The 26,853-nt window shown below is 59.5% G+C and carries 25 protein-coding genes and 1 pseudogene; 8 read left to right on the top strand and 18 right to left on the bottom strand.

Features of this window, described 5'->3' with window-relative positions; all coding sequences use genetic code 11:
• Positions 1-11: 11 nt before the first annotated feature.
• Positions 12-2,744: a hypothetical protein gene (locus ACVW1C_RS04870; protein ID WP_456757419.1), complete on the bottom strand. Its 2,733-nt coding sequence runs from the start codon at positions 2,742-2,744 to the stop codon at positions 12-14.
• 1,113 nt (positions 2,745-3,857) lie between these two features.
• Between ACVW1C_RS04870 and ACVW1C_RS04875 the strand changes: the two genes are divergently transcribed.
• The gene (locus tag ACVW1C_RS04875; RefSeq protein WP_456757420.1) at positions 3,858-4,046 is read left to right on the top strand and encodes a hypothetical protein; all 189 of its coding nucleotides are present in this window, start codon (positions 3,858-3,860) and stop codon (positions 4,044-4,046) included.
• Between the two features lie 262 nt (positions 4,047-4,308).
• Here ACVW1C_RS04875 and ACVW1C_RS04880 read toward each other — a convergent pair whose 3' ends face one another.
• The 4 genes from ACVW1C_RS04880 to ACVW1C_RS04895 form a co-directional block, all read right to left on the bottom strand.
• Positions 4,309-4,566, bottom strand: a complete 258-nt coding sequence (locus tag ACVW1C_RS04880) for a hypothetical protein (RefSeq protein WP_456757421.1) — start codon at positions 4,564-4,566, stop codon at positions 4,309-4,311.
• Positions 4,567-5,162: 596 nt separating this feature from the next.
• Complete coding sequence (locus ACVW1C_RS04885; protein ID WP_456757422.1) at positions 5,163-5,948, bottom strand: hypothetical protein; 786 nt, start codon at positions 5,946-5,948, stop codon at positions 5,163-5,165.
• Between the two features lie 506 nt (positions 5,949-6,454).
• A complete protein-coding gene (locus ACVW1C_RS04890) occupies positions 6,455-6,670 on the bottom strand; it encodes a hypothetical protein (protein WP_456757423.1) in 216 nt (71 codons plus the stop codon).
• A gap of 351 nt (positions 6,671-7,021) precedes the next feature.
• The gene (locus ACVW1C_RS04895; RefSeq protein WP_456757424.1) at positions 7,022-8,086 is read right to left on the bottom strand and encodes a hypothetical protein; all 1,065 of its coding nucleotides are present in this window, start codon (positions 8,084-8,086) and stop codon (positions 7,022-7,024) included.
• Between the two features lie 30 nt (positions 8,087-8,116).
• On the opposite strand from ACVW1C_RS04895, the gene ACVW1C_RS04900 reads away from it, so the two are divergent.
• Positions 8,117-8,878 (top strand): GDSL-type esterase/lipase family protein, encoded by a 762-nt coding sequence (locus ACVW1C_RS04900; protein ID WP_456757425.1) that lies wholly within the window; start codon positions 8,117-8,119, stop codon positions 8,876-8,878.
• 168 nt (positions 8,879-9,046) lie between these two features.
• Here ACVW1C_RS04900 and ACVW1C_RS04905 read toward each other — a convergent pair whose 3' ends face one another.
• Together ACVW1C_RS04905 and dinB are read right to left on the bottom strand one after the other, a co-directional pair.
• On the bottom strand, positions 9,047-9,256 hold the full coding sequence (locus ACVW1C_RS04905) for a hypothetical protein (RefSeq protein WP_173642052.1): 210 nt from the start codon (positions 9,254-9,256) through the stop codon (positions 9,047-9,049).
• Positions 9,257-9,471: 215 nt separating this feature from the next.
• The gene (gene dinB, locus ACVW1C_RS04910) at positions 9,472-10,719 is read right to left on the bottom strand and encodes a DNA polymerase IV (RefSeq protein ID WP_456757426.1); all 1,248 of its coding nucleotides are present in this window, start codon (positions 10,717-10,719) and stop codon (positions 9,472-9,474) included.
• A 102-nt stretch (positions 10,720-10,821) separates the two neighbouring features.
• On the opposite strand from dinB, the gene ACVW1C_RS04915 reads away from it, so the two are divergent.
• On the top strand, positions 10,822-11,271 hold the full coding sequence (locus ACVW1C_RS04915) for a hypothetical protein (RefSeq protein ID WP_456757427.1): 450 nt from the start codon (positions 10,822-10,824) through the stop codon (positions 11,269-11,271).
• A 179-nt stretch (positions 11,272-11,450) separates the two neighbouring features.
• Positions 11,451-12,617: a hypothetical protein gene (locus ACVW1C_RS04920; RefSeq protein ID WP_456757428.1), complete on the top strand. Its 1,167-nt coding sequence runs from the start codon at positions 11,451-11,453 to the stop codon at positions 12,615-12,617.
• 43 nt (positions 12,618-12,660) lie between these two features.
• On the opposite strand, the gene ACVW1C_RS04925 is transcribed toward ACVW1C_RS04920, so the two are convergent.
• Positions 12,661-13,023: a hypothetical protein gene (locus ACVW1C_RS04925; protein WP_456757429.1), complete on the bottom strand. Its 363-nt coding sequence runs from the start codon at positions 13,021-13,023 to the stop codon at positions 12,661-12,663.
• 384 nt (positions 13,024-13,407) lie between these two features.
• On the bottom strand, positions 13,408-13,590 hold the full coding sequence (locus tag ACVW1C_RS04930; protein ID WP_210189232.1) for a helix-turn-helix domain-containing protein: 183 nt from the start codon (positions 13,588-13,590) through the stop codon (positions 13,408-13,410).
• A gap of 287 nt (positions 13,591-13,877) precedes the next feature.
• Here ACVW1C_RS04930 and ACVW1C_RS04935 point away from each other — a divergent pair, with 287 nt between their 5' ends.
• Positions 13,878-14,075: a hypothetical protein gene (locus ACVW1C_RS04935; RefSeq protein WP_456757430.1), complete on the top strand. Its 198-nt coding sequence runs from the start codon at positions 13,878-13,880 to the stop codon at positions 14,073-14,075.
• A 152-nt stretch (positions 14,076-14,227) separates the two neighbouring features.
• Positions 14,228-15,412 (top strand): tyrosine-type recombinase/integrase, encoded by a 1,185-nt coding sequence (locus ACVW1C_RS04940; protein ID WP_456757431.1) that lies wholly within the window; start codon positions 14,228-14,230, stop codon positions 15,410-15,412.
• An 831-nt stretch (positions 15,413-16,243) separates the two neighbouring features.
• Here the strand turns inward: ACVW1C_RS04940 and ACVW1C_RS04945 are convergent.
• From ACVW1C_RS04945 to ACVW1C_RS04955, 3 genes are all read right to left on the bottom strand, one after another.
• Positions 16,244-16,390, bottom strand: a complete 147-nt coding sequence (locus tag ACVW1C_RS04945) for a hypothetical protein (RefSeq protein ID WP_456757432.1) — start codon at positions 16,388-16,390, stop codon at positions 16,244-16,246.
• Between the two features lie 579 nt (positions 16,391-16,969).
• The gene (locus ACVW1C_RS04950) at positions 16,970-17,749 is read right to left on the bottom strand and encodes a hypothetical protein (RefSeq protein ID WP_456757433.1); all 780 of its coding nucleotides are present in this window, start codon (positions 17,747-17,749) and stop codon (positions 16,970-16,972) included.
• A 349-nt stretch (positions 17,750-18,098) separates the two neighbouring features.
• Positions 18,099-18,353, bottom strand: a complete 255-nt coding sequence (locus ACVW1C_RS04955; protein ID WP_456757434.1) for a helix-turn-helix domain-containing protein — start codon at positions 18,351-18,353, stop codon at positions 18,099-18,101.
• A 74-nt stretch (positions 18,354-18,427) separates the two neighbouring features.
• On the opposite strand from ACVW1C_RS04955, the gene ACVW1C_RS04960 reads away from it, so the two are divergent.
• Both ACVW1C_RS04960 and ACVW1C_RS04965 read left to right on the top strand, forming a co-directional pair.
• Entirely contained in the window at positions 18,428-19,261 is an 834-nt protein-coding gene (locus ACVW1C_RS04960) for a YqaJ viral recombinase family protein (RefSeq protein WP_456757435.1), read from the top strand.
• Positions 19,248-20,400: pseudogene (locus ACVW1C_RS04965) on the top strand (ERF family protein). The gene ACVW1C_RS04960 and the pseudogene ACVW1C_RS04965 overlap by 14 nt, the downstream one beginning before the upstream one ends.
• A 543-nt stretch (positions 20,401-20,943) precedes the next feature.
• Here the strand turns inward: ACVW1C_RS04965 and ACVW1C_RS04970 are convergent.
• The 6 genes from ACVW1C_RS04970 to ACVW1C_RS04995 all read right to left on the bottom strand — a co-directional run bounded on the left by ACVW1C_RS04970 (position 20,944) and on the right by ACVW1C_RS04995 (position 26,350).
• On the bottom strand, positions 20,944-21,165 hold the full coding sequence (locus ACVW1C_RS04970; RefSeq protein WP_456757436.1) for a hypothetical protein: 222 nt from the start codon (positions 21,163-21,165) through the stop codon (positions 20,944-20,946).
• A 441-nt stretch (positions 21,166-21,606) separates the two neighbouring features.
• A complete protein-coding gene (locus tag ACVW1C_RS04975) occupies positions 21,607-22,380 on the bottom strand; it encodes a hypothetical protein (RefSeq protein WP_456757437.1) in 774 nt (257 codons plus the stop codon).
• Between the two features lie 274 nt (positions 22,381-22,654).
• Positions 22,655-23,782: an HlyD family secretion protein gene (locus ACVW1C_RS04980; protein WP_456757438.1), complete on the bottom strand. Its 1,128-nt coding sequence runs from the start codon at positions 23,780-23,782 to the stop codon at positions 22,655-22,657.
• A 23-nt stretch (positions 23,783-23,805) separates the two neighbouring features.
• Positions 23,806-25,083 carry a glycosyltransferase gene (locus ACVW1C_RS04985; protein ID WP_456757439.1) on the bottom strand — a complete coding sequence of 426 codons (1,278 nt, stop codon included), beginning with the start codon at positions 25,081-25,083 and terminating at the stop codon, positions 23,806-23,808.
• Positions 25,084-25,092: 9 nt separating this feature from the next.
• On the bottom strand, positions 25,093-25,383 hold the full coding sequence (locus ACVW1C_RS04990; protein WP_456757440.1) for a hypothetical protein: 291 nt from the start codon (positions 25,381-25,383) through the stop codon (positions 25,093-25,095).
• Complete coding sequence (locus ACVW1C_RS04995) at positions 25,376-26,350, bottom strand: TackOD1 domain-containing metal-binding protein (protein ID WP_456762998.1); 975 nt, start codon at positions 26,348-26,350, stop codon at positions 25,376-25,378. The genes ACVW1C_RS04990 and ACVW1C_RS04995 overlap by 8 nt, the downstream gene beginning before the upstream one ends.
• Positions 26,351-26,853 lie beyond the last annotated feature (503 nt).

The raw sequence follows: 26,853 nt of genomic DNA on the forward strand, positions 1-26,853 counted from the left end.
GTCCGCAAACATTAGCGATGCAGCGCGTCCAGCCGAGCTTTCGCCTCCTTGATTCCTGCTGCATCGGCCTTGGCATACAGGGCCCTTGCTTTGCTCGCATCGCTGCGCGTGCCGTAAGTTCCCCATTTCGCCAGAACCAACGGATCGTAGGTTTCTGCCAGCGCAAAGCTCGCCTGGGCACTGCCCATCTCGACGGCGCGCTCAAGCACAAGCCGCGCCGCACCTACATCGCCTTGCCGAAGCAGGGAACTCGCACGCGCGACCAACCCCGCGGCTTCCGCAACCTGCTCGGAAGCGGGCTGAACAACAGCGCGAGCAGGTGCCAGGGGTGCCTGCTCGACGATCGGATTGGCAGCCACTCTATTGGCAGCCACGCCGATGAAGCCGGACTTATCAGAGCCGGTTGAACCGATCGTCAAGACGTCTGACACAGCGGCAAGCCCTTTGTGAGCCTGAGCCTCATAGGCATGCATCGCGCTCCGCGACAGGAACACGTTCTGCGCCTTCACGCTTGCGCTTTCGGCACGCAATTGCCTCAACTCGGCAGCATCGGCTTCTGTTGCCTTCTTCTGCAGCAAGGCGTCCTCGTTTGCCTTTGCGGCCCTCGCCGTCTGGACCTCATTTTCGCGACGTGCTGCCGCTAGGTCCTGTTCCAGCCGTGCGGACCGCTCACGCTCCTTTTGCAGATCTGCCGCAGCGCCCTTCCCCGCCGATGTCAGCCGGGACAAATCCTCGACCGCTTTGGCTGCCAGTGCAGTCTTGGACTCGACATCGCGCCGCGCCGTCGTCAGATCCTGCTCCAGCTGCGCAGACCGCTCGCGTTCTTTTTGCAGGTCCGCAGCGGCGCCTTTGCCCGCGGCTTGCAATCGCGATGTTTGCTCGCCTGCCTGCGTCACCAGCGCGGTCCTACTCTCGATATCACGTCGCGCCGCCGCCAGATCCTGCTCCAGCTTCGCGGATCGCTCGCGCTCCTTTTGCAGGTCCGCGGCGGCGCTCTTGACCACTCCTTGCAGCCGTGCGGTTTCGTCGCCTGCTTTCGTCACCAGCGCAGTCTTGCTCTCGGCATCACGCCGTGCCGCCGCCAGATCCTGCTCCAGCCTGTCAGCCCGCTGACGTGCCGCCTGCAGCAGGTTCTGCGACTCTGCCGCGCCGTTCTCCCTCTCCCGCTTCAATCGGGCTGCTTCATCGCTTGCTTTCGCCGCCCGTGCGGCCTGGGCCTCAACTTCACTGCGAGCCGCCGCCAGATCCTGCTCCAGCCGGGCCAATTGCCCGAGTTCGGCGGGTGAGGCTTTCTGCACCGAAGCCGCGCCGAGTTCAGCCGCCCGCCTGAGCTCCGCCACTTCTTCTCCCGCCTTGAGGGCCTGCGCCTCATATGCGTAGATCGAGCTGCGTGCCTGGGAAAGCTCCTGCGCAAGCGCGTCGGCCTTCGCGCGCGATTGCCTCAGTTCGACAGCCACGGCTTCCACGGACAGCTTCTGACGCGAGACTTCCTCGCCCGCCTTTGCCGCCAGTGCAGTTTGGGCCGCCAGATCACGCCGTGTCGCCGCAAGATCCTGCTCCAGCTGCGCGGACCGCTCTTCTTCCTTTTTCAGGTCCGGCGTTCCGTTCTCCCCCGCGGCTTTCAGCCGGGAGGCTTCTTCGCCAGCCTTCACCGCAAGCGCAGTCTGAGTCTCCAGATCACGCCGCGCCGCCGCAAGATCCCGCGCCAGCCGCGCAGATTGCTCGCGTTCCTGCTGCAAGTCGGCTGCGTCTCTCTCCCCCGACCGCCTGAGGCGGAACGCCTCCTCGCTCGCTTTCGTCGCAATTGTAGTCTGTGTCTCCAGCTCCCCTCGCGCGACTGCGAGATCCAGCTCGAGACGTGCGAACTTTTCCGAGTAGCGAAGCGACCCGGTATCGCTCGCAGCATCTTGTCCGAGTTCGGCCAGTTTTCCTCCAACCGCATGGGCTTGAGCTTCGTAGGCCTGGATTGCGCTCCGCGTCAAAGAAGAGCCGCCTGCCAACACTCCGACGCTTGCAGGTCGCCTTGTCTCGGCCGTGCCGATCTCCCCCGCCCGCTTCAGCCGTAAAACTTCCTCGCCTGCTTGTGCTGCCAGCGCGGTCTGGGTCTCGACATCGTGTCGCGCCGCCACGAGATCCTGTTCCAGCCTTCCTGCCCTCTCCAGCGCTTGTTGCAGCGCATCCTGCACCCCCGCGCCACCCTGCGCGGCTTGTTTCGCCCGGGCAGCGTCTTCGACGGCCTTGTTGGCTAGGGCAGTCTGGACTTCGAGGTCGCGTCGAGCCGCGGCGAGACCCTGCTCCAACGTCTCTGCCCTCTCACGCTCGTGCTCGATGCGCTGCAGCAAGCTAATGTCAAGCCTTGCAGTGGAGAGTTCGCAGGACAGGCTGCCACCCAAATTGGGCTCCTGGTCCGAGGCAGGTCCGCTCTGGTCGCGCCCTCCCTGTACGATCAGCATCGGCCGCTTGGTACCGCCTTCGTCCCGCGGCGTAGCCTCGGAATTGCCGTCCTCCGCCGCGGCAGCCGAATTGACAATGCGAAGGGCCATCGTTTGCTGCGCATCTGCCGCGAGACGCACAGGATCGGGCGACGCCCGTGTTGTTTCGGGTGCCCATGCGGTTGCGAGGATAGCGGCGGCCGTCGACCACAGGAGTACAGGCTGTGCAACGCTCAGCAGGCGTCGCGGCGGCGCGCCTGCGATGTCGGAGGCGCGGCCTACTTCATTGTCGAGGAGAACCGTGCGGTCCATCCGCAATCACCTTTCGTTTGGCGACACGATCTATCGAGGTGCGGCGTTAAGCGCCCTACCCTCGGCGCGAAGCCCATGATCCGGATTGAGGCCCCGCTCCCAATGTGACCACCTCGATTCTCACCTTCTCACCGAGATCGCTGTAACATTGTGCGACGTTGGTCATTGTTAAGGAGCGGATTGTTCGTGAGCACCAGTACCGCGAGCACGAGCACGGCAATCCGCCGTTTGCGGTTCGTGGCACTGCTGCATTTATTTTCCCATGGGACCCTGCCTTCGCCGATCCGAATTTTCATCGTAGTTTCGTGCAGTTCGCCCTCGCGCGCTATTTCCCCTTGGAGGAGCCCGCCTAACCCTTCCGGATTATGCGCTCTGCCACCTGACCTGACGCAGCAACGAGGAATCGATTGACCAGTGCATCACCGCGCACCGGGAACACCGCCTGACCGCCGGGATGGCAGGAATTCGAAACACCGATCAATTGCGCACCGGAATATTTACCGAGGTCCGGATTCGCCGCGCCGGTGTCTTGGCAGTCGTCGGCACCGTCGATCGCGGCAGCCTTCGCTCAACTGGTCTTTGATCACGGACACGGCCGGACTTGAGGCATCGATGGACCGGCGAATAGTCCCCCCTAGCGAGTAGCATCGTAGTTGCCCAAATTGATCGTGACTCCGGATGGCACCGCGACAGTTTGACGGAATACCTCGGAATTTCCGGCCAACGCTCTGCAAAGAAGGGTAACTAATCTACACTCGCTTGATTGCGGCGGGAGCAAATCGTGCGTTGCGCGCCTTCGATCGTTCGCAAGATGCGGAGCAAGGCCTCGATCTTGTAATTGCGGGAGGCCTTATGGTCCTGGATAGGTCGCGCCTCGCGCGATACCGGTGATGATGCGAGCATACATCGCGAGACGCTGCTCCGGGGCCGTGCAGGGACGCCATTCGATGCGCATCGTCGCCTTCCACACTGCCAGGAAAGGTTGCGCAAAGTCACAACCGAAATCATTGAAGCGGCGCAGAGACAGTCGCGAGATTTTTCCCGGCTCTCTGCAATTTTGTTGGGAATGGCCGGGGGCTGTCCGCCTATTGCCGGTCTCGCATGGAGACGAAGATGACCGACGAGCAGTTGATGCGCCTGAAAGTCTACGGGAACAATGTCCAGCGCTATCGCCGATTGCTCAAGGGCAACCTAACCGAACAAGAGAGGGAATTCGTCGAAAGGCGCCTCACTGAAGAACAGTTGGCGATCGAGAGGCTCAGGACGAATGGCCTCGTACATGGCACGTCGGAGATAGTGTGAAAGGGTTATTTCCTCCGCAAGACCATGGCATCACGCTGGTTTTTGACCGCAGCGCCGGACGGCATGTAAAATGAAGAACAGGCTCTCGAGAAGTTCCCGGCTTGTTCTAAAGGCTCATAAAGCAATGGCGGTCCTTAACGCCCAGCAACCACAGTCGAATTCCGCAAGGGCCGAACTTGATCCACGAAGGTGTCGCCATTTTGCCCCGCCTTGTTCCCCGAGGTCTCATTCTGTTCATATACCTTACTGGGTAACACAAGCGTCATTTGTTCGCGGTCTGTTTCGCCGACACTTCGCGAGGCAGTCGATCACGGCCAAACCGAGCATTGCCCGGAGGTGCCGGTAGAGCGTCGGTCAACGCCTGCTTTATGCGTTCGGCCTGCTCCTTCGTCAGCTTCTCGGCAAAGCGGCCACCTTTTTCGAGCTGCGCCGGCCCCTTGAGTTCTCGATCATAAACCATCCAGTCGGTGCTTCCCTTCCGAACGAGGAATCTCGCCAGTACATGTGCGGTGAAGTTCAACGATGCCTCCCAATCGGTCAGTCGGCCGGTCTCAAAAGTACACAGCCGGGGACGGTTTATTCCTGAACCGGGACACTGAAATTCCCAGCATCGCCTAGACAGCAAGGCCCATGCCGATTCATCCCGTTTCCGTGGAACCATGCGGCGGCGTGTAGTACGGCAACGACCTTGAGGCAGCAGGTCTCCGACGCTGAGCTTTGCATGACGCAGAGCCAGACAGTTCTCACAGCTCGGCCTTCTACTGTGCGGGTTCCGTTGGATGTCGCTCGCTAGCCCGAGGTGTCGCGCGGGTGACGAAGCCCATTTCGCTCGTATGGAGCCGTCTCTTCGACTTTGCGAAGGGAACCCTCGATGCCGACGAATTAGCGCTCGCGATGCGGCTATGCGCGCGACGTGATGAGAATCAAGGCTGCGGGCTGGCGCAGCGCGGTTCTGGAGGCCGCTACATCGTCCCGCATCGCTTCGCGCGCTGGGCGAGGTGCCGCTCACCCACCGCCGCCGCTTCCAAGTCACTGCTCGAAATCAGGTTGAAGAGGCCGCCGTCCCGGCGCCAGCGGCCTATCCGTTACTGCTTTTTATGAAGGTGGCCTCGCAGATCAGCGCACTGACCACGGCCATGCCGATGGTTGCGGCTTGTTGGCTTGCGGACGCGCCGCATTCGGCGCCGGCTTGTGCGTCTGAGTGACATTGGCTGGCCGTCGCGGACGCGGCATCGGTATTTCGGAGGTTACCTTTGGTTGTTCTGACGGCTGCTTGGGCTCTTCAGGCTCCGCCTTTGGCGCCGAAGCGTTAGCGATCAGACTGGCCAGCTGTTCCTGGCTTGCGTTGAGCCGCTCGGTCATCGTCTTGCTTTCCTGCGCCATCTGAATCTGGACAGCCTTGATCTGGTCGATGACATCGTTGTTGCGTGCTATTTCCACCTGTCTCGCCTTGAGTTGACTTGCCACGCTTTCATTGTCGCGGGCCAGCTGTTCCTGCCTCAGTTGCAGTTGTTCGACCGCTTGCCTTAGGGAGGCGAGATCACGCGCCATCGGTTGGAGCTGTTGTGCAATATCCGGGGACGGTGCGACGGCAATCGACGCAATGTCTTTCGGCCGGGCTTGTGTCAGAGCTGTGGGGTTTGGGGGGGATACGACCGCCGGACGAACGGAGGACCACCACCAAATACCCCCAACAATGGATGCCAGCACAACAAGACCGATGGAGGCCGGATAGCGCCAGTCTTCCAATCGATGAATCATTGCTCGCAACGCTCGATGCACTTTCGTGCTGGTCGTTGGACTCAACGGACTGACTCCTGCTTCACGCGCGAAGTTCGAAAGCTGCTCCTCCAAGCTCGAGAGCCGCTCTTCCGCAACCTTGTTATCCGGCGTGGAGTCCATTTGGTGCTCCGCAACAAGCAAAATACGATCCGACCGAGAGCAAAACCAATGGCCGAGTGAACAGTCCAATCAAGTGGGCAAATGGGAAAGCGGGTAGCGTACCGCAGCTTAGGCGAGCAGGGAAGCGGCTCGACGCACTTGAGCTCGCTCGGACTGCAAAGGCATTGGTCCGACGCTGAACGGCTTGCTGCCTCGGTCAGTGCCCCCGGCTGGAGACCCTCCCTGGCAAGGTTTCCATGTCAGGCCACGAACTGTCTCCGGCAAACTACCGCTCGCGCCCAACACAATGGAACGTCTTGGGGCCCGGTGCCGTTATTCTACGGGAGATCGTTCCCGAACCAGTTCGGACGCGATGTCTGCCGATCGTCCTATGCGAAGGGACTCCGCGCACCGGTGCCAGGCCTCGCTGGCACGCGACGGTCGTGGGCGCTTCCTCTAGCGGGATCGCTGCTCGTCAAACACACTGCGCAAGCAAATGGCTGAGAGACGCATGGCCGTAACCATCGTCAGCCGGCCCTAATGAACGTCCATTCGGGGACTTCAAACGGCAGGCCGCGGGCCGACGGATAATGGGAATAACCTCCGAGGAGATCGAGCGCGGCCACTGCCGAGTGATAGGATCCAAAATCCTCCTCTTCGAAGAAGAAGTGGAATCGCCCGTTCAGCGGCACGATGCGAAACGTGCCGCCCTTGGAGCGGAATTCCCAATAGCCTGACGTCATTGCCGCCGCCAGACGCGCCGACGACCGGTCCCTGCGGCCTCGAGCATGCAAACGATCAACCTAACGTCATGGCCAATGTGGAAGCCTTTGAATGTCATATGAGGAGCGCCTTCGAATCGGGCTGATTCTACAGCGGAAAGACATTGTCAGCCAAAGCGCCGACCGACTTATCCATCGACTTTCAGAGCGGACGTCTAACAGCGCGACAAATCGTCAATCGATTGAAGCGCGGAATATTACGGGAGTAGTGCAGGTCGTGGGCTGACCGCGGGAACTTGCGTCTTAGTGGATAAGCTACCCTGCTCGTTGGACAGACGCGTCGCGGTCGACCGGCTCATAAAACTGCCACCATCAATCAGGCACCCATTTGATGGAAGCCGGATCGGCGGGCCGCGTGGTCGCGTAGGTCACCAGGTCGTATCCTCGCTCGACGACGAGATCGGCAACTTCAATGAAGCCTTCGTCATTCTCCTCCTTCGAGCTATGAAGTGTCACATCGCTCATGGAGACATTCTGGTTTGTCAGGGACAGCCTGACCATTCCCTGATGGTCTCGAATTGGCCTGCAGATCGGAATGAGCCGCGCCTCGAAATTTGTCGGGTGATAGGGCTTGAGACGCAGGTTCTTGTGGAAGGTTCTGTCTCCCTCGATCGACAGCACGCTCTTGCAGGCTGCCGAGTTCACCATGAGGCCGCGGATGGATGAATCCGACCCGATGTGGATCGGGTACGTCTCGCCGCGTTCCAGCCGGACGCCCGAAAACGCGATCAGCCTCGAAGAATACTCGACCGGTTTGCCCGCAATTTGATCTTTAAGCGGCACGCGATCGTAAGCCGTGAATGCAAACGTGCGTTTGCACTTTGCAGTCTTGGCCGTCCTTATCTTAGTCAAGAAATTGCCAAGGTGCGTCGCTATCACGCCCGACAAGAACTCGGCCGGATGACTGCCGTCTGCATAGAGTTCCTTCGCTTCTACGTTCTTGGACTTGACGACCGCGGCAATGACGTCCCTTACATCAAGATAGTACCAGTCCTGCTTCGTGCAGACGGAGATGCAGGCGGAGATGATCGTTCTTGATGCGTTGATGTCGCTCACCGGTATGCAAACGAAAACCGGCTCGCAATTGGCGCGTTTGGCGGAATGCCCGATCCACTCGACCCATCTCACAACATCGTAGTAATCGATCGCATTGGCGGAGAGCAGCGAAAAATCGATCACGCATGTATCGACAATGCAAAACTCCGAGCCTTTGAAGAAATCACCCTGGGCAAAATACGGACCGAGCAAGGACGGAGATGCACCGATCCTTCCTGCCGATGTCACTTCAATCGTGTCATCGGCGTCCAGAAATTTCTGGAAAAAGCCTGCCTTCAGGATGCTGTTTGACTGTCCCAGGATCGAAATGCTCAGCGACATCAGATTGACTGCCTCAGATGGAACCGCGCAATGACATCGAAAACGCACGATGGAGAACTCCGCAACACCGCGTCAATCGTCTATGTCGCGGCAACGTTATCAATTGTCGCGGCGCTCTGTCTACCATCGGCGGGACGCGCGCAAAGTTCGAAAGCTGCATGCGATAAAACCGATGCGCAATTCGCCGTAACAGCCGCCATGCCGGACAATGCCGATGCCCTGCGCAAATATGAGAGAAATGTGTCGGGCCTGTCCGGCGATGTCTCGACGGTCTTGCTTGGCGACTCGCTGGTTGAGGCATGGCCGAGGGAACTATCTGCCTCGCTCGGCGCCGGCCCGGTGGCCAACCTCGGCGTCGGACGCGACAGGATTCAGAACACGCTCTGGTTCATCGAACACGAACGCGAGCGGCTGCGAAAAATCAGGCCAAAGTCCATCATCGTGCTGGTCGGGACCAACAACATCTATCTCGATAAGCCGTGCGGAGTGATGGAATCCTACCAAAAGCTGTTTGAAGAGATCAGGTCGGTTTGGCCGAACGGCAAGATTTTCTCCATCCAGATTCTTCCGCGAGGCGAGCAGATGAAAGGTGCAGCCGAGAATATTGCATCTGTCAATGCCGAGCTCAGCAGACGAAGCAGGGAGCTCGGAATCAGGACGATCGACGCCTCCGGCATCGCATGCGGACGAACGACGCCGTGCGCCAATTACAAGAGCGATCTCCTGCACCTGACGCCATCCGGATACGAAGCCCTGACCAGGATCGCCAAGGAAGGCATTGGTTCATCGTAGGCGTCCAACGAAGGCCGCGACGCTTGGGCGCGATCTGGCCTGCCAAAGCGCGATGAGATTGGGCTGAGATCGTCATCGCGTTTAGTTCATCGCAAAAGCATGATCTCCGCGCAAACGCCTTGCGTCGGTCGCGAGGGAAAACCGCTTCGCACTTTTCCGGATCATGCTTTACGTCAGCATCGAGATGATCGATTGCAGCTGATCGGATGCCGACGCCACGAGGCCGTCGAACGACGTCTGGCCGTGCGCCGCCGCCCGCAAGATGCATTCGGCAACCGCCGCCTTGAGACCGAACACGGATTGATCGGCCGGCACGCTTGCCATCACGGTGTCCAACGCATCGCGCATGGTCTGGATCAGTTCGGAGCTGAATTTCATGGCTATCCTCCGCGTGCTCAGGATAGACCGCGCGCGCCAGGCCACCACTCACAAGCCCGCGATTCCGGATTGCCTTTTCTTAATGCAATGACAAGCCGGTGAATCGGCGAAGAGCTTAAGCATGATCCGGAAAAGTGCGAAGGGGTTTTCCGAAAAGATCATGCGCAAACAAGAAGCTAAAGCGCAATGACGATTCAACCTGATCTCATCGCGCTTTAGAGGCCCTTATCGGCCAGCTTGCGGAAATCGTCGGGCACCGAACGAACGACCTCCAGCGCCGCCGAACCGTATCCGATCGCATCCCAGCCGAAACGATCACGGACCTTGTCGATGGCACAGTCCGCCGCCCAGCGCGCCACCCCTGCCGGACTTCCGGGGCGAAGCGCTTGATCGGCCAGTCCGAGCGGGAGCTCGAGCGCAAGATCCCAATGCTCCTCGAGATGCGACACCGAGATTGCCAGCAGCGAAATGATTTTCTCGCTTGGGTGGTCCGCAAGAGTGGCGCGCACCAGATTCTCGGCGAGCCGGGCAAGGATCACTGTCGTGCACACGGGTGCATCGAGCGTCATCGAGCGTGTCACCGATTTCAGGTCGGCGAAGCGAACGCGCACCGTCACGGTTCGTCCAGGCCGGGATTTCGCCCGAAGCCGCGTGGCGACGCGGTCGGCGAGATGAAACAGCGTCGGCCGAATGACCTCCTCGATCGCGGGCTTTCGGTCAAGCGCCGATTGTGCTCCTGCCGATCGCGCGCGCCGATGCGGCGTGAGCTGTCGCGGATCGCGATTCCAGGCCAGCGCGGCGAGTTTCTCGCCCGCCGCCGGACCAAGCAGCCGCGCCAGCGACCGCTCCGACAATCTGGCGAGTTGACCGATCGTCGAGACGCCGATCGCGTCCAGCCGTGCCTTGGTGACCGGCCCTACTCCCCACATCAACTCGACCGGCAGTTCGTGCAGGAATCCGAGCTCGGTGTCGGGATCAACGACGACAAGCCCGTCGGGCTTTGCGACCTGCGAGGCGATCTTTGCCAGATGCTTGGTGCGCGCGACGCCGACCGAGATCGCAAGGCCGAGCTCCGTGCGCACGCGCCGCCGGATCGCCGCGGCCATTTCGGCGGGCGCTCCGAACAGGTGCGTGCAGCCGGCAACGTCGGCAAACGCCTCGTCGATCGAGATACGCTCGACGAGCGGGGTGAAGTCGCCGATCACCTCGATGGCCGCGTCACCCAGCCGTTGATAATCGCTGAAGTGGCCGCCGACGAAAATCAGTTGCGGGCAGAGCCGGCGAGCTTCCTGTCCCGACATGCCGCCATACACCCCGAAGGCCTTGGCCTCATAGGACGCGGCAAGCACAACCCCGCCTCCGACGGCGATCGGTTTGCCTCGCAGCGACGGCTCAAGCAGCTGCTCGACCGACGCGTAAAACGCATCCAGGTCCGCGTGAAGGATGGTGGCTGCGGCTGCCATCTCAACCCGTTGATCCCTGACTTGACCAAGACTGCTTGTCCCTGGACGCTATAACAGACGCAAGAACAAAACAAGAACAAACTCAATTCCAGTCGACCAGGAATGGTCGCGGGCGCTGGCTCTCCCGGTGAACGTTGGGCGCGCGCGGTCGTGCCAAGCATCGATGCGGGCTGCCGGTCGCTGTCGACGAGCGCGATTGCGCGCGGCTCTCGCGTCCCGCTGCGCCAGCTCGCTCATGGGCCGGCGTTGTTTGACGAACAGGCCTTTTCGGGTAGAGATCAAGGCATGATCGACCACTCTCATCAGGTGGACTTCCAGGCTGCGGCCTCCCTTTACAAATGGCCTTCTCTCGGCAATTCCAGGCGAGAGGATCGCGCGCCCTATATGATCTTCAACGGAACGCTCGACCAATGCATCCGGGACCTCATGGGCAAGCCCGAGAAGACCCGGCATCTCTACGAGATCCGGACCACGTCGCAGCCGCCCCTTGTGCCGGAGGTGCTGTCGCCCGAGCACGTGATCGAGCTCGCCAGGCTTCGCGAATTTCTCTGAGGCGCTCCAGCGGGCGTGATCCTGACGCGTCTCGTTCGCGGGCAGACCAGTCCAGGTGGCGTGCGCCGGAAGCCGCATTGTTTGCCTCAGAGGGAGCCGCTACACTTGCCTGGCTCACTGACTGACGCGCGGGAGCGGAGCGGCTGCACGACCGGTTGCCGGGCATCGAGAGGCGCCACATGAGGTTCAATCTGGCGATCTTGAGCGTGCTCGCCGCAAGACCCGAGCAACGGATTCCGCTTGAAGAGGTCAGCCGCGAAGTCAAGCGCATGATCGCCGCGGGCGATGCAGCCACGAAGTTGAAGCGATCGTCGGAGCTTGGCGACGCCGATGTCTTCCAATCCGGATGGGCTTCGATCAATGAGGCCGGGCTGCAGATCACGGATTCCGGCCTCGCGCTTTGGCGCTCGCTTGAGGCCTCCCGCGCCGAACGGGAACGCATCGCGCAGGAGCCGGGCGAGCAAGAGGTCGACGAGCAGGAGCTCGGCGAACGACTGGCGGAGCGCGTGGAGACCGTCGCTGCCGACCCGCGCGATGCGACCGGCGATGCCGCTGCCGAACGGCCGGACGCGATTGATCCGCAAATCCTTCGCGTGATGGAAGGAGGCCTTGCCGATCGCACGACCTTGGGCGCAAGCCGCGCAATGGCAGCACCCGCCCCACCCGCGCGCGCACCGATCATCCCCGAGCCGGCATTTGGCTCCATTCACGAGGCGGACCGAAACGTTTCTCGGCTCTCGCACTTTGTGAAACTCCTCGGGACCGGCATGCCGCGATTTGCCCGGGCGCGGCGGCGGCGTTCCGAGGGCGACGTGCCGGATCGGAAGACGGCCAAGGGCGTCGGAATGCCCGGGCTGGCCGTTGCGTGCCTCAGCCTGATCTCGGTCGTCGCGTGCGTTGCGGCGGCGATTGCGCTCGGCCAGATCACCTCGCTGAAGTCGGACAACGCCACGCTGCGGCGCGAGCTGATCCCGTTGAGGGAACGCCTCGTACGACTCGAACAGGACGCCGCGAAACGCGAGGCCGCCCAGCAGGACGAAGCGCAAGACAAGGCCCTGGCGGAAAAGAAAGCCTCCGACGCCAGTAACGCACAGGCCGTGCTCAACCTGTCACGGGAGGAAATCCAGTTGATCAGGGAGTTCATCAAGGCCGCGCCTTCGCCCGGCGCGGCCGGGCCGTCGATCAATGTCGGCGATCCCATCACCGGCGGAATGATCCCGCTGCCGTCATCGCTGACCGAGAAGGTTCCGCGTCTCGTCGGTGCGAGGTTTGCGACCCGCAACGGCGCCATCATCATCAGCACGCGAAACAGCCGCCGCGTCGATGCCGTGCTGACGGCGAATTAGCGGAATGCGCCACGCGGCCTCAGCCGAGCCTATTTTGCCAAAACTAATGGTTGAACACGATCAGCGGATCGAGAGCCGCCGGGCGGCTGGTATCGTAAATCATATCAATTACTTGCTTAACTCGTTTCGCTACAATACCCTCAATTGTTGTAGACAACGAAAATACCACCAAGCGATCCACGCGAGTTCTATCTAAGATTGTAGGCAGTTTTATACGCTTGCTAACCTGGAAACAGATCGCTTCATTTGACTTGCCGCTAACGACTCTCGCGGTCGCTTCGCGCTGTTTCTGCGCCTTCAGCCAAAATAGGCGACGCAAGTTGCGATATACGGAAACGTCCAAGCGTTCCTCGACCGCAAGATCTTCCGTAGTCTTCTCGGCGGCAAGAAACTCCGCGGCGGCCAAAAGGTATCCATTGGGATCGGGGCGGCATCGCGGGTTGGAGGCAGCAGAACGTTATCGATCTCCTGTTTCCAAGACGAGAACCCACTGTTCTGTTTTATCGAAACTGCCTTTCACTCACGTTCGCGTCGAGATGGTCGCAGAATTCGCTTGGAAGGATGCTCCTCGCCTCAAGAGCACCACATTACCCGATTCCGCACCTTGTCGAGAGCGACTGCCGTATCCAGCTTCCGCTTCGCGCGGAGCCCGGATTTGCGTGCGGCCACGCGGCCTGCCCAGCAAACTGCAATGCAATGAATCCTATTCGAGGGATGGGATTGCGGCACGACAGTCGATCAGGAGCGAAATCCGCCCTGGCCGGTGGCCCTCCTTGCTTCGGCGGTGCGCCTAAGCGCCATCGTCGAGCAGCGTATGGGCTTTGACCTTAAGACCACGAGCAATCCGGGCAATATTGTCAATCGAGACGTTTCGCTCAGATCGCTCAACGCCACTGAGGTAGGTGCGGTTGATGCCGCACTCGTGCGCCAACGTCTCCTGACTGAGACCCTGAGCAGCCCGAAGCCGGCGCATGTTTCTCGCCAAAACGTCCCGAAGCGGCCCTTTGTGAGTTCTTTTCACACAAGAACTTCGAACAACTTGCCGCTTTTAAGACTACCGCTTTTAAGTTACAATCGGATGCGTGACCGCGCGATCGATGCAATCAGACGGTCGTGCATGTGGGATCTTGATGACCATGCATTCAGCTTTGCTGCTGTTGCCTGATCGCTCTTGCGATGTCGTTCCCTGCCCGCGCGCAGCAGATACAGTTGACTAATTGCTGCAATGGACAATCGAGGACATTGCCCGACAGAGGAACTATGGCCAAAGAGCTGGACGAAGAGGAACGAGCGCGGCGCAAGCTCCTCGATCTCTCGCAGTTGGTGTTCCCACAGACGCGGGAGCGGCACAAACGACTTGTTAGCAACCTCTCGGACTTTGATTTGGTCGAGGGTATGGCCTTTAACGTCACAAAACATATCAAAAACCTCTTTCCGGCTGCGACCGCACGGTCTTAACGAACGCGCCATGCTTGCGTCCCTATGTCGCCATACGCCACGTAAAGCGCATCACCGCGGCGGTATATTTATCTGTGAACTGGCGCTCTTCAAAAACCGCAATGATGTTCGTAGTTATCTTTAGTTGGACGGATAATTTTTAGGAGAGACGATTGGCTGGAAAGCTCAAATCCCTCGATCTTGCCCGCCTCATTACACCGGGAAAATATCCGGACGGAGACGGCCTCTATCTCATCATTGCTGGACCCAAATCGAAGAGCTGGTCCTATCGTTACTGGATCCATCGCAAGGAACGCTGGCAAGGGCTTGGGTCCTACGACGACGTGTCGCTGAGAGAGGCTCGCGTCAAGCGCGACGTCGCCCGCCAACAGGTGCGCGCTGGGATCGACGTCGTTCATGCGAGACGGTCACGCCAGGGAGAGGTCACGCCCTCGACCGCAGTAGCGGCGCAGATCACGTTCGAAGAATGTGCAGACCGCTTTATCGACGAAAACTGGACAAATTGGAGCCGAAATTACCGCGCCCAGTGGCCCTCCTCTCTGAAACATTACGCGTATCCAAAGATAGGCCATCTCACGATCGGCGAAATCAAGCCTAGCCATATATTTGAACTGCTCGAACCTATTTGGGTCGAAAAGGCAGTAACCGCAAATAGGGTTCGCGGTCGAATCGAAACCGTAATCGCAAGGAACGTTGATCTCGACGACACTGACTTTCGCAATCCCGCAGCATTGACCAAACAACTGCGGGAAAAACTCCCAAGGCGTCCTAGGCGGGTTCAGCGGCACCATCCCTCCTTAAGCTATTCGGAAGCTCCGTCGTTCTGGCAAGAACTGATTGGCGCGCCCGGAACTGCAGCTGTGGCGCTCCAACTTGTGATCCTTACCGCCGGACGCACCAACGAAGTGCTCGGAGCTCGTTGGTCAGAAATCAATGTCACAGAGGCCGTTTGGCGAATACCCGGTGGGCGAATGAAAATGGGCGAGGGTCACAGCGTGCCGCTTTCAAGTTCGGCCTTAACCGTTCTCAATCGCATTCGATACCGAAGCCAATCCGATCTGATTTTTTTGAACGATGATGGCAACCCGTTCTCTGGTATGGCGATGCTCGCCGTCTTGAAACGAATGAACTATGGTCACGTTACCGTTCATGGCTTTAGGGCAACGTTTGCGACATGGGCTGAAGATTGCACCGGTTATGCGGACGGTGTGCGCGAAGCTGCACTTGCTCACCAATACAAGGGAGAAACTACGGCAGCCTACCAGCGGGGCGAAAAACTGGAAAAGCGGCGACTACTTATGAACGATTGGGCCCGATACATTTGTGGGGGCAAATAACAGAACTGCTACGAAAAACGCCGGGGTACCAAGAAGGTAGTAGCGCGCTTACGCGCTCGCTCATTTGGGAATAGATCCAGTCAGACTGGCTTTGACGTTAACGAGCTTCGCCTTCACATCGCCATCGAGCTGTTTCTGCGCCTTCAACCAAACAGGCGACGCAAGTTGCGATATATGGAAACGCCCAAGCGTTCCTCGACCGCAGGATCTTCCATAGTCTTCTCGGCGGTAAGAAACTCCGCGGCGGCCAAAAGGTATCCATTGGGATCGGGGCGGCATCGCGGGTTGGAGGCAGCAGAACGTTATCGATCTCCTGTTTCCAAGACGAGAACCCAGTGTTCTGTTTTATCGAAGCTGCCTTCACTCACGTTCGCGTCGAGATGGTCGCAGAATTCGCTTGGCAGGAAGGACGCTCCTAGCCTCAAGAGCACCACATGACCTGATACTAACCCGAGCGCTTAGCGCGCGGCGCTGTTGAAGCCCGACGAGAGCAAGAGCGCCTTCGCGGCAGCTTTCCAGGTCTTTGAACTTACGAGGTCTGGCCTCTGGCGCTGCAGTGCAGCGGGCGTCGCGCTTTTCATCGGCGTGCATTACGTCCTGTTCGTATTCCCAACTGGTACGTCACCCTGGGATCTCCCGCGCGATGCCTTTACGCCGTGAGCGCAGCGCCAGGGAGGTGAGAAACGACGCAGGCGCATCTGACCACAGTGATCCAATCGTACCGCCCGCCAATATAGGGGAAGATTGATTCTGTTCGTTCAGACAACGTCGATCCAGATCAAGGGCATGATGGAGCGCTGGAGAGCCGAGACCAAGAGGGGCAAGGCCGAACTACTCGGCCAAATTTTCATTCTCGTGGCTTTCAACTAAGCGCCTGTGACGCCTCTTCGCGATCAAGCCAAGAAGCACCAGCACGAGACCAGCAACGATCATGATAAGCGGGCCGACATTTTCCGAATCCGCGATCAATGCCTTCACTGGTTTGCTCGCCAACGTTTGAGCGACCGACAGGGTTCTGAAGGGCGACGAACCAGTCTACTCCGACGAGACCTCAGTGGACTGCATGCGCAGGCAGGCTACCCCATCAGGGCTAAAAACTATCGCGCGCGTCATAAGTACCCATCTCTCAGGATTTAGCACGACCCCAGGGGGCTAGAGCTGGCGGCGGTCCACGTGTACTGCGGGCTCGCCTATTCAAGGAACACCGCTACGCGAGCCCAGCGAAGGCGAGCCTCATGTTTGTCCTTGGCAAATTCCCTCCGATGTCCACCATTGGAAGTACGCCCAAACCAGACCGCTCCGCCGCGGCGATCACGAAGACGAGCATGGCACGGTAATGAAAGGGCCTGGCGAGCGAACCTGCAGATGGTGTCAGTGCGGACATCGCTTGGATTGTGGGTGGCAAAAGTCAGATCGAACGCCTCCTCATCACCGCCGTCGTTACCAATCCCTGCCGGCTTAGTGGAGGTTTCCGCACGATGTAAGGCCATTGCGAACCGGGACGCGCATTTCCCTTAAATGAGATATTCTATCTAAGGTAGCGCTTCGGTTTGCGACCTACTTGGCCTTACCGTTGACGACCTTCGCCTTCGCTTCGCGCTCAAGCTGTTTTTGCGCTTTCAGGAAATACAGTCGACGCATTGCACGATCCAGCGCGGCATCCAAGCGCTCCTCGACCGCAAGGTCTTCCATGGTCTTCTCGGCGGCGAGGATTTCGGCAGCCGCCGGAAGATATCCGTTGGGATCCGGGCGGCGCTCGCGGAGGCGCGGCAACAGCACGTAGTCGATTTCTTTTTTCAAGGCTATGATCCATTGTTCTGTTGTCTCATAGCTGTCTTCACGCACTTTTGAGTTGAGGTGGTCACTAAATTCGCTTGGTAAGAATGAAATGCCCAATCTCAAATGTTTTGCGTCGTTTTGGCGGTGCAGGTCCGCGCTGAAGCGCAGAAGACGCTCATAGTCGTCGCGCGGAGCGTCGTGCTTCTGCATGAGAGAATGCTTTATAAGCTCGAGCTCATTGTCCGGAAGAGCTTGCGGCGGCCTTTCCTGGAACACCCGATTCTCCACTTTGTCGAGAGCCGCTGCCGTATCCAGCTTCCGCTTTGCGCGGACGCGATGCTTGCGCCATAAGCAAAGGAAGATAGTTTCCACGCAGTCATGTTCGGATGGGCCCTCGGGACGCCACTCCTCCCAAATCGCGCGCCGAAGCTCCTCGAACGCGTCGGGATCCTCCCACGGCAATAGTTCAATGGAAGAGTAAGCCCCATGCTTGAGTGCGTTTGGCTTGCGCAGTCGCTTCGCCGGCACTCTCACATTGTTCTTCTTTTCGGGCAGCATCGCTCGGTATCCTCGGTCGACTTGAGAACATCGGGTGTCCGTTGCGATTCAATTCTCGGGAGCGATGTGACGCGGGGCGACAATAGAACGCGAGAAGACGAACCCCAATCGAATTCGTAGGATACTCCAGATCAGATCGCCTGGCGGCAAGCAGAGGCCTATCCACAGCAATTTGCCATTCGAAGATTGCCGTCCCGGGATATTTAGGCTCCGCGATTTGCGTGCAGGTACCCAATCCTGGCGCGCTCGAGTCCGGCTTCTCGATCTACTGCGAGACGTCAGAATACTAGTCCCGAGCTGCGGCCCTCACGGCCCCCCGCGCCGATGCCGCACCCCCAAAATTCTAGCCTTACCGTTCCTCGAGCTTTGGCTTTCGAAGGCGCACGCCCGGTCCGCCGCCGTTTTCAGGGATGAATTGCACTCCGGCTTTTTCGAGCGCCTCGTGCATTTTCCGAACCGCTTCGTCCGACACAATTCGCCGCTGCCGTTCAAAATCAACGACCGTTGAGAGGCCGAGGCCGGCGATCGACGCCAGCTGAGGCTGGGTCATATCGAGCAGCGCCCTTCCCGCGCGGCATTGAGCAGGGGAAATGAATTTCAACATTTTATGTTGACTATCCTGACGCATTCGCATATCAACATTTTATGTTGATGACTTGTATACAGGTGGAGAATGCAATGATTCCCAATCAAAAATCTCACATTGCTTTTAAGACGGATCGTCGTCGTTTCGTAGGCGGATCCGATGCCCGCATTATCATGGGCGATGATGAAGCCGCTCTCCTTCGTCTCTGGCGAGAGAAGCGGGGCGAAATCGAGCCCGAGGATTTATCAAGCAACTTGATCGTACAGTTGGGCACAGCGACCGAGCAGCTTAACCGGCACTGGTACGAGAAGAACACCGGCCAAGTCGTAACTCAGGTACAACGGCGGGCCTTTCATCCGGTCAAGCGCTGGATGGCGGCAACCCTGGATGGCATGGTGGAGGGTACCGGCGCGGTATTCGAGGCCAAGTTCATGCTGCCATGGTCGTTCTCGGAAGAAACGGCCGCTGAAAAACACATGGCCCAACTGCAGCACAACATGTGGGTCACGGCATCGAGGACCGCGGTTCTCTCGATCATCACCGGCGGCGGCAAATGGGTGGAAATGACCATTCCGGCCGATCCCCTGTATCAACACTTGCTGCTAACGGCGGAAAAGAAATTCTGGCGCTGCGTCGAGACCGGCGAGCCCCCTCAGCTGTTCGGAATAGAACCCCCACGCCCCCGGGTTGAAGCGGTCCGAACGGTCGATATGAGCGCCTCCAATGCCTGGGCGGAGTTTGCCGGGGTCTTTCATCGGACGCGCTCGGCTTATCTCGAGCACGATACGGCAAAAACTGAGCTGAAGAAGTTGATGCCGGAAGACGCAAAAGAAGCAACAGGCCACGGGCTTAGGGCGACACGCTCGAAATCCGGTTCGATCAGCTTTCATATTCTAGTTCAGGAGGCCGGTCATGCAGCAGTCTAGCGAAACGATCGGTGCGATCGCCGGAGCACTGGCCAAGGCCCAGCTCGAACTTTCCAATCCGGAAAAGGCGCTCACTGCGACCATCCCTGCAGTCTTTCCGCGCGAGGAGGCTCGCAGCTTCAGGTACGCTTCATTGGCAAGTGGATTGGATTTGGTCCGCAAGTGCCTAGGGAGCCATGAGATCGCGACAATTCAAACGACGGGTATTGACCAAGCAACAGGCCTTGTTCGTTTGACAACGGTCCTTGCGCATTCGTCCGGGAGAATGGATGTCTTCGGAATGGCCGGTGTGTGCCGTCAGTGAAATCAATGCTCCACACCGGATGGGAGCTGCCCTCACTTATGCGCGGCGGTACGCTCTCTTTGCTCTTGTGGGTATCGCGGGCGAGGACGACTTGGATGCGCCCGACGCTACAGCGGCCCCGCCGCCCCCGGAGTTTCGGGCCGGCAATCGGCCTGACGTCAAGGGAAACAAAGGCGCTGCGCAGCGCCCTCCGCTACTTAGCCTGGATCAATCAGCCCAACTGCGGGAGCAAATGTTGGCGGAGCTCAACTGCTTAACGAGCGAGAACGATCTTCTCGCCTGGGCCCAAGTCGGACTACCTAGGAAGAACACCCTGCTAGAGGCAGATGCCCGTGCAATTGAGTCTGCCTACCTAGAGAAGCTCGCAGGCGCGCCGCAGGTCCCTACAGCCACAAACGACAGCTCACAAACGGATGTATCCGTTGAGGCCCTCCCAATCGATGCGACGGCCAAGCTTGCTTTTCCCAAAGAGCCCTTGCGCAAGCGGAGCAAGGCCCACTTGCTGTTTGTCCGGGAACAGCCTTGCCTCGTGTGCCAACAAAGCCCGTGCGATGCTCACCATTTGAAGTTTGCTCAACCCAAGGCCCTCGGCCGCAAGGTCAGCGACGAATTCACCGTTCCGTTATGTCGCACTCATCACCAAGAACTGCATCGACACGACAACGAACGGGCTTGGTGGGCGAACTTAAAGATTGAGCCGTTGCGGATGGCGCATGACTTGTGGGCGGCAAGTCCGGTCCACAGCTCGCTCACGGCCGTCGTCAGCGCGGCTGCTCCCTCCCGCCTTGGGTCGGGGACTGCGCACAATGAACGGCCCATTCCAAACCGCGCATGAGCTACCGCAGACGCGAATGGCCCACGCTTCGAGGACTCGGTGTCAGAGCGCCCAGATTGCCCCTATCGCCGGCGGCCGGTACTCGCATTTGGTTCAGGCCAAAAATAGGAAACCTCGACGATGAGTCGTGTGATGGAGGCGAACAGTCCGGCAATGTGGAAATTGTTCCTAGGGTTCAATCCCGGCGACGCTCCTGCCGCCGATGCAGTCCACGTCTCTATGTCATTGCTTTTATGGACTTACTCTTCGATTCCGATCGGGATGCCTAACATCCGATGGGCATCGCGATCTGGCGGTACGTATCGGCACAGACTTTGCAATTTAGGTAGTACCGGGAATTTCGGTGTCCCAGTACAGGAATAAACTGTCGTTTGGTGTGTGATTTTGAGACCGGCGGCCCGACCAATTGGGAGGTAATCGTTGAACGACACACCGCCTTTACACACCAGGTTCATCGTTCGGAGAGGAAGCACCGACTGGATGGTCTACGATCGAGAACGTAAGGGGCCAGCGCTTTTAAAGGATCACAGCCTGGCCGAGAAGCTAACCAAGGAACAGGCCGAACGTATAAAAAGAGCCCTGACAAGCGACCGCCAATGAACCAAGCACGGCCGGCGAATTACTCGGCCGTTTTTCCTTTTCCTGGGCTTCAACAGATCCGCGGTGACGCTTCCTGACGATCAAGCCAAGAAGCACCAGACCGACCCCCGCAACAATCATGATAACCGGGCCGACCTTTTCCCAATCCGAAATCAGTGCCTTCACTGGTTTGCTCGCCATGGTTTGAACGGTCAGGTCAATTTCCCAGCCCGCCGGCCCAAGTTCGCTTGGGGGAGTTGGGGCTGCGACGGCATTGGAGGCCGTACCGGCCAACCTCGACCTATGACGCTACGACTGTTTCCTGGCACACTATTAGTTTTGCGAAGTGTTGGCTGCCTCTAACATCCGTCGGCTAAGAGTCGCCGCGCCAGTCCACGAAGCTGGCGCTCGCGCCTGACTGCGGACGATGTCGCAGTAGTCCCGCCCGGCGCCGCTATCCAGATGATCGACAGCTCCATCCCAGAGCGGGCATCCACAATGATCTCGGTTCAAGTGATTGCCCCAGCACGATCTAGAAGTTTAGCACATTCTCGTCGCCATCGAGATGAGAATATCTCGCTTCGATCTAACTGCGCCGGCGACTAGACCGGTCAGGAAATCCAATGCTCAGTTTGTATAAATTAACGCGAGTCCATCATAGCTTTCGATCGCCAACCCGGCATAGTCAGAGTTTGGGAAGCGGGTCGCGATCAGGGAATCGAGGCTCAACATGGCGGATACGAACTTCTCGCGCGGCGTGCCGAACCAACTCGTGCCAGGTTCGTTCGGGTTGGCGTCGACGAGCACGCCCAGTCGCCACGCCCGCTTCGCAGCCGTCACCTGCATCACCGCGGGGGCGGCCCAGTCGAGAGAGCGCGCGATGGACGCGCGATAAGCCATGATCGAGACGGAATTGACATGGTGGACGAGAGCTTCCAAGAAGGTCTGGGAGCCCGAGGGCAACATTGCAAATACCGGGTTGACGGCCGCGTCGATCATGATGCCCGGCGCACTTGCACGAAGCATGGCGTAAAATTTCACCGTGCCGACGATCAAGGCTCCCCTGCTGTTAGGCACGCTCCATTCCGACAATGCGTTCGGCTCCACGTCAAAGTGTAAGCCGTCGAACAGACGGGTCGCCATGGCAAGGCGAACTAGAAGGGCAGCATGCGCCGGCAGGGAATGGTCACCGAACGACCAATCTGGCTCTCCAGCCACCGCGTAGACGCGGCGGGATCCTTTCCGCATCGCCTGGACTGCGGCGACCGCGGATGCATTCCGGTCCAGGAGTGCCGTTGCCGCCGCCGGACTAACATAGACGAAAAGCGTATCAATTCCATGGGTGTCAGCGAACGCGGTCATGCCGTCCGGCGAAAGAATGCGATCGCCCCAAACCCACATTCCCATCCTTGGATGCAAGTCTTGCCCTCGGGCGTGAGCCATCCACGCGGCGGCTCCCGCCGCTTTCAGGACGGCGCGGCGGGTCGGCCATCGTCCCGTTATCATTCGACGGCTGCCGACCTCGGCGGACAGATCGGAAACTTTTCACACATCGATGCCTCCGCGCCGAAGGTTGGTAGAATAGGTCGAGTCCGCGGCCAGCCTAACGAATCTGCGGTTTGGCCCTTAGGACAATCGCCGGGACATTGCCCCGGCCGTAACGCAGGGCCCGCCGTCATTTGCGGACCGGCTCGGCTGCCCAGGCGGCGCCGCCATTCGCCAGCCGTTGAGTGCGGTTGGCCATCCAATTGGCGCCGCTCGTCAAACCGTCCGTGACGGCGACCCGAGCGGCGGCCAACAGGTTCGAGGGGGCCCCAGGCGAGGTCGCCTTTATCTTCGAAAGCAACGGGAAGACGCTATCGCCGTCCAGGGAGATGCGCGCGAGCTGCTTGCGCTCCACGCTACGGAATGTCGTCTGGAACTCTGCCGGCAACTGATCGGCAATCGCCTGAATGCGTTCCAGATGACCGATCTGTCGGTTGACGCCGTCGGTAACGACGACTTCCTGGCCTGGTGCGGCCGAATAGAGGCGATTTGTTGGAAAGTATGCGAGGACATACTTCGTTCCGTGATGGATTTCCGCGACATGATCGCCGGGCGCCAGCACGGTCCCCGGGGTCGCAACACGCGTTCCAACTGTACCCTCGACGGGACTGGTGATCGTGCCGTCGTCATAGGTGCGCTGCGCCTTATCGAGAGCAAGCGCGAACCGCTGTCGGTTGGCGCGGACGAGCGCTTGCTCGCTTACCAGTCCGGCCTGCTCCGCCTTCACCGAGGCGACCTCACGCAGGGCATCGTAGCGCTCCCGGGTGGCCTCGGCAGCACGCGCCGTCGTGCTATAGCCGCGAGCCAGAGCCTTGCCGATGGACGCCATGGCAACCTCGGCCTCTCTGACGCGTTGCTCGGCCGCGGGGAGCATCGCCTCGATAGCGGCGAGGCGCGCCTTGATTTGCTCATCGCGAGTGTCGAACTGCGCCCTCTTCGAGGTCAGGTCGGAAATGAGGTCGAGCATCTGGGTCGAGAGGACGTGCCCGATGCTCTGCCCGACAGCGACATGATCACCGGGGCGCACCGCCACGTCGATGACTTGGGCGCTGAAGGCGGGTGTTAACTCTTCTGGTGTCTGCACCACCATCCCGTCGGCATCGAGAAACACCATCGGTCCGAAGACGAGCATCCCGATCCATCCCGCCGAAGCCAGCAATGCCGCGAGGTAGAGCTTTCGGGCGAGCGACTGGCTCGCTCGCACCTGATTCTTAATGTTGTCCGGCCTTGTCATCGGGCGCAATGAATGAATTGCCATCGGGTCCCACCGCTTGTTCTGAGTTATCTCCACTTGACGAGATCACGAGCTTTTTGCGGCACGTAGTTGTCCGTCAAGGACGACGAGAAGATGAGTTCGGTCGCATAGGCATAAAATCGGCACATGCGCATGACATACGACTGATACAACCCGAACAACGGAACGAAGGGGAACAGTCGCCAGTAGATCGGCTTGCCAGTCACAAGGGCCGCCCCGGCGAACGAAGCGACGTCAAGCGGCAGCAGAGCGATCCACACGCAAATCAGGAGCACCACTCCAAAAGAGCCGTAGGCGACCAGGATCCAGGCGACGTAGAAAGGAAAGACCGTTGTCGGCAATATGTTGAATATTAGGAAGTCCCATTCATGTGCCGCCTCCTGCCACCGAAACGACGGATTGAAAGGATTCATAAGGCGCGGATACTTGCGATAGCGAATCCAGAAGGCGTCGCGCTCCCAACGGTTGCGCTGCCGCAGGAGATTGTAGGTCGAGTCCGGAACGTCCGTGTAGCAGATTGCGTGGCGGGTGAAGGCGATCTTGTAGCCGCACATGCGCAACCGTAGCGTAAAGTCGAGGTCCTCGCCGCCCCCAATGTCCATGCCTCCGACGCGATTCCACGCGTCGCGCCGGAACGCCCCGAATGCCCCGGATACGCAAGATACTTGATCAAGGGAGTCCGAGAACGCTTTTCCGAGAGAAATCGACAACAGGTATTCGATGCCTTGGAGCGAGGCGGTTATCGAGGCGCGCCAATTGCGGACCAGAATGTTGCCTGACGATCCAGCGATCTTCGGGTCGCGCGTCAATGGCCGCAGCAGTTCCAGGATCGCGTCGGGCTCGAATGAGCAATCGCAGTCGACGACAACGAAAACATCGCCCGTCGCCATGCGGGCCGCCAAGTTGATCCCGGACGCCTTGCCGCCGCGCAGTTGCAACTGCGCGACGGCGTCGACCAGCCCCTCGCGGCGCAACCGCGTCATGATGCCGAAAGTTCGATCACTTGATCCGTCGTCTACGCAGATAATTTCGAAACAGTTGAAAGTCTGCGCGCGCAGCGAACGCACGCACTTCTCGATCGAGGCTTCCTCGTTATGGCCGACGAGAAGGATCGAAACGAGTGGCATCGGCGGAAGATCACCAAACCGGCGATAGTCGCGCAACAGGAGCGCGGCCGCGGTGGCTTGGATGCCCATCGCATAACGGGGAATCTCGACGAAGAGGGTCAACCAGAAGAACGCCAAGAATGACCATCCTGGCAGCGCGCCGAGAAAATGCCATGCGTCGGCGACAAAATCTGTCATTGCATTACCTCAATGAGGAATGTCTCTCGATGAGACCAACGCAAGGACTTCGTCTGGGGCGAAGGCTGCGAACTCGATCATTGGCTTCACGGCGAAATGACGCTCGAGCCGGCTCCGGATTTCCGGTAGTGCAGATTCGACGTCATGTTTGCTGTCGCTGGAGATGAGAACGAAAAACGTCGAAAAGGTAGCGACAATCTCAGCTTCCGCCGTGAAGCACTCTCTCAGGATGGCGGCGAAGAAACGGCGACTCTGTTGCCACGAGCGGCCGCGTGACAGCCCGCCTTCAGGTTCATGCAAGCGCACGCACAAAATGCACGACCGGTGCGCAAGGTTTGCCTGGCGGGCGAGGAAATTTCGAATGGACGTCCCGGCCGTCCCCTGTTGTGGTTCGAGTGCTGCCAGAATGGCGGGAGAACCGGATATCACACAGGCGCGGGCCGGCTTCGGTGAGGAAGTACGCGTAGACGCTGCGGCTGTCGATGTTGGCCGAGGCGATGTCGGCGTCGCAGTCGAGGCATCCGAACTCGACGGCGGTGTCGCCGGAGACGCGTCCGCAGGCGCGACAGACGCAAACCGTTCCGGGGCGATCGTAGTCGATGCTGAATTCCTCAAGGCGTCGTGTGCACTTGGGGCACCTCAGTACGTCTTCCTTGCTGGGATCAAAAAAGTCCTGTTCGGGACCTTGAAACCCGCAACGCATATGATGGAGGATTGCGTGATCGGCAACATCCGCACTGCCGCAGGAGATGCATCGCTCCCGCACTGACAGGCGCGCCGAATCGCAATACGGACAGACGCTTCGCATATCGAAAAAGCGCCGCTCCATCAGGCCCAAGCCGACGAGTTGCTCTGCCAGCATGCGCGCGCCCGGCACGGCAATCTCGTCGTCATAAGATACCGTCTCCTTGACGGAAGGATCGCGACGGGGTTCCATCCCTCGCTCACGTACGAGCAGCCGAGCGAGAAGTATGACGCGGGGGTCGGTTGCCGCAAATATCGGCGGAGGCAAGCCGTGCACACGCTGAATGACGGGATTGAGCATTTGGGCCGCGTCCGCCAGAGAGTTGCACCCGGACCCGCCGAGAACGATGTCGGCCCGCCGAAACTGGCTACGTTGTCCGATCCGGCCGGATACATCGACGATCGGCAGAACGGCGGCGAGCGCGGGCCTCAAGCGAGATGAGACGAGCGCCGCCGCGTTCGTCTCTGTCAATACGATGATATCCGGGACGCCATCATCACTCTCGACGCACCCAGGCGGCACCGCGTCCAATCTGCCTGGTACTCCCAGAATGGAGATTGGTGAATCGAAGCGAGCGGTGCCAGCAGCAACCGAAGAGTAGAAAAGCGAACGAGAACCAAGCATTCCCACAGTAATCCCTTGGGCACTACCACTCGCAAGCACGCGGAGCGGGGTTAGTTCGCTTGGCCATTCAACAATGTGAAGAAGGCAACAATGCCGCAAGGCCGTCCTGCGTCACCGCTCTAAAGAGGTACTCCTTCCGGGGAACGAACGAAGCCAAACCAACCGATACCGATTTACATCCTGCTGGCTGTTGGGGCGTTGCCTATCGACCTGAACCTATTTGGGATCGAGCGGTCGGCGCTCAGCACGTGACTAAGGAACCTAGGCCAGAAACGATGGCCATCAGGCTGCTAGGAGGACCTCACGCCCCCACTTGCTCAGTAGGTCCGGCTCGAGCAATGCGACCGTGGATAAGTCGTGGTGACGGGTCGCGAGGCCGATCTCAAATCGACGGCGTTGCG

It is taken from the genome of Bradyrhizobium sp. USDA 4011 (assembly GCF_054063415.1).

What these genes read in the sequence shown, in the direction of transcription:
- ACVW1C_RS04920 (WP_456757428.1), top strand. Translation starts at nt 11,451, where the DNA reads ATGAGGTTCAATCTGGCGATCTTGAGCGTGCTCGCCGCAAGACCCGAG.
- ACVW1C_RS04930 (WP_210189232.1), bottom strand. Translation starts at nt 13,590, where the DNA reads ATGCGCCGGCTTCGGGCTGCTCAGGGTCTCAGTCAGGAGACGTTGGCG.
- ACVW1C_RS04980 (WP_456757438.1), bottom strand. Translation starts at nt 23,782, where the DNA reads ATGGCAATTCATTCATTGCGCCCGATGACAAGGCCGGACAACATTAAG.
- ACVW1C_RS04905 (WP_173642052.1), bottom strand. Translation starts at nt 9,256, where the DNA reads ATGAAATTCAGCTCCGAACTGATCCAGACCATGCGCGATGCGTTGGAC.
- ACVW1C_RS04895 (WP_456757424.1), bottom strand. Translation starts at nt 8,086, where the DNA reads ATGTCGCTGAGCATTTCGATCCTGGGACAGTCAAACAGCATCCTGAAG.
- ACVW1C_RS04975 (WP_456757437.1), bottom strand. Translation starts at nt 22,380, where the DNA reads ATGTGGGTTTGGGGCGATCGCATTCTTTCGCCGGACGGCATGACCGCG.
- ACVW1C_RS04955 (WP_456757434.1), bottom strand. Translation starts at nt 18,353, where the DNA reads ATGTTGAAATTCATTTCCCCTGCTCAATGCCGCGCGGGAAGGGCGCTG.
- ACVW1C_RS04950 (WP_456757433.1), bottom strand. Translation starts at nt 17,749, where the DNA reads ATGCTGCCCGAAAAGAAGAACAATGTGAGAGTGCCGGCGAAGCGACTG.
- ACVW1C_RS04985 (WP_456757439.1), bottom strand. Translation starts at nt 25,083, where the DNA reads ATGACAGATTTTGTCGCCGACGCATGGCATTTTCTCGGCGCGCTGCCA.
- ACVW1C_RS04900 (WP_456757425.1), top strand. Translation starts at nt 8,117, where the DNA reads ATGACATCGAAAACGCACGATGGAGAACTCCGCAACACCGCGTCAATC.
- ACVW1C_RS04875 (WP_456757420.1), top strand. Translation starts at nt 3,858, where the DNA reads ATGACCGACGAGCAGTTGATGCGCCTGAAAGTCTACGGGAACAATGTC.
- ACVW1C_RS04890 (WP_456757423.1), bottom strand. Translation starts at nt 6,670, where the DNA reads ATGACGTCAGGCTATTGGGAATTCCGCTCCAAGGGCGGCACGTTTCGC.
- ACVW1C_RS04870 (WP_456757419.1), bottom strand. Translation starts at nt 2,744, where the DNA reads ATGGACCGCACGGTTCTCCTCGACAATGAAGTAGGCCGCGCCTCCGAC.
- ACVW1C_RS04885 (WP_456757422.1), bottom strand. Translation starts at nt 5,948, where the DNA reads ATGGACTCCACGCCGGATAACAAGGTTGCGGAAGAGCGGCTCTCGAGC.
- ACVW1C_RS04935 (WP_456757430.1), top strand. Translation starts at nt 13,878, where the DNA reads ATGGCCAAAGAGCTGGACGAAGAGGAACGAGCGCGGCGCAAGCTCCTC.
- ACVW1C_RS04915 (WP_456757427.1), top strand. Translation starts at nt 10,822, where the DNA reads ATGGTCGCGGGCGCTGGCTCTCCCGGTGAACGTTGGGCGCGCGCGGTC.
- ACVW1C_RS04960 (WP_456757435.1), top strand. Translation starts at nt 18,428, where the DNA reads ATGATTCCCAATCAAAAATCTCACATTGCTTTTAAGACGGATCGTCGT.
- dinB (WP_456757426.1), bottom strand. Translation starts at nt 10,719, where the DNA reads ATGGCAGCCGCAGCCACCATCCTTCACGCGGACCTGGATGCGTTTTAC.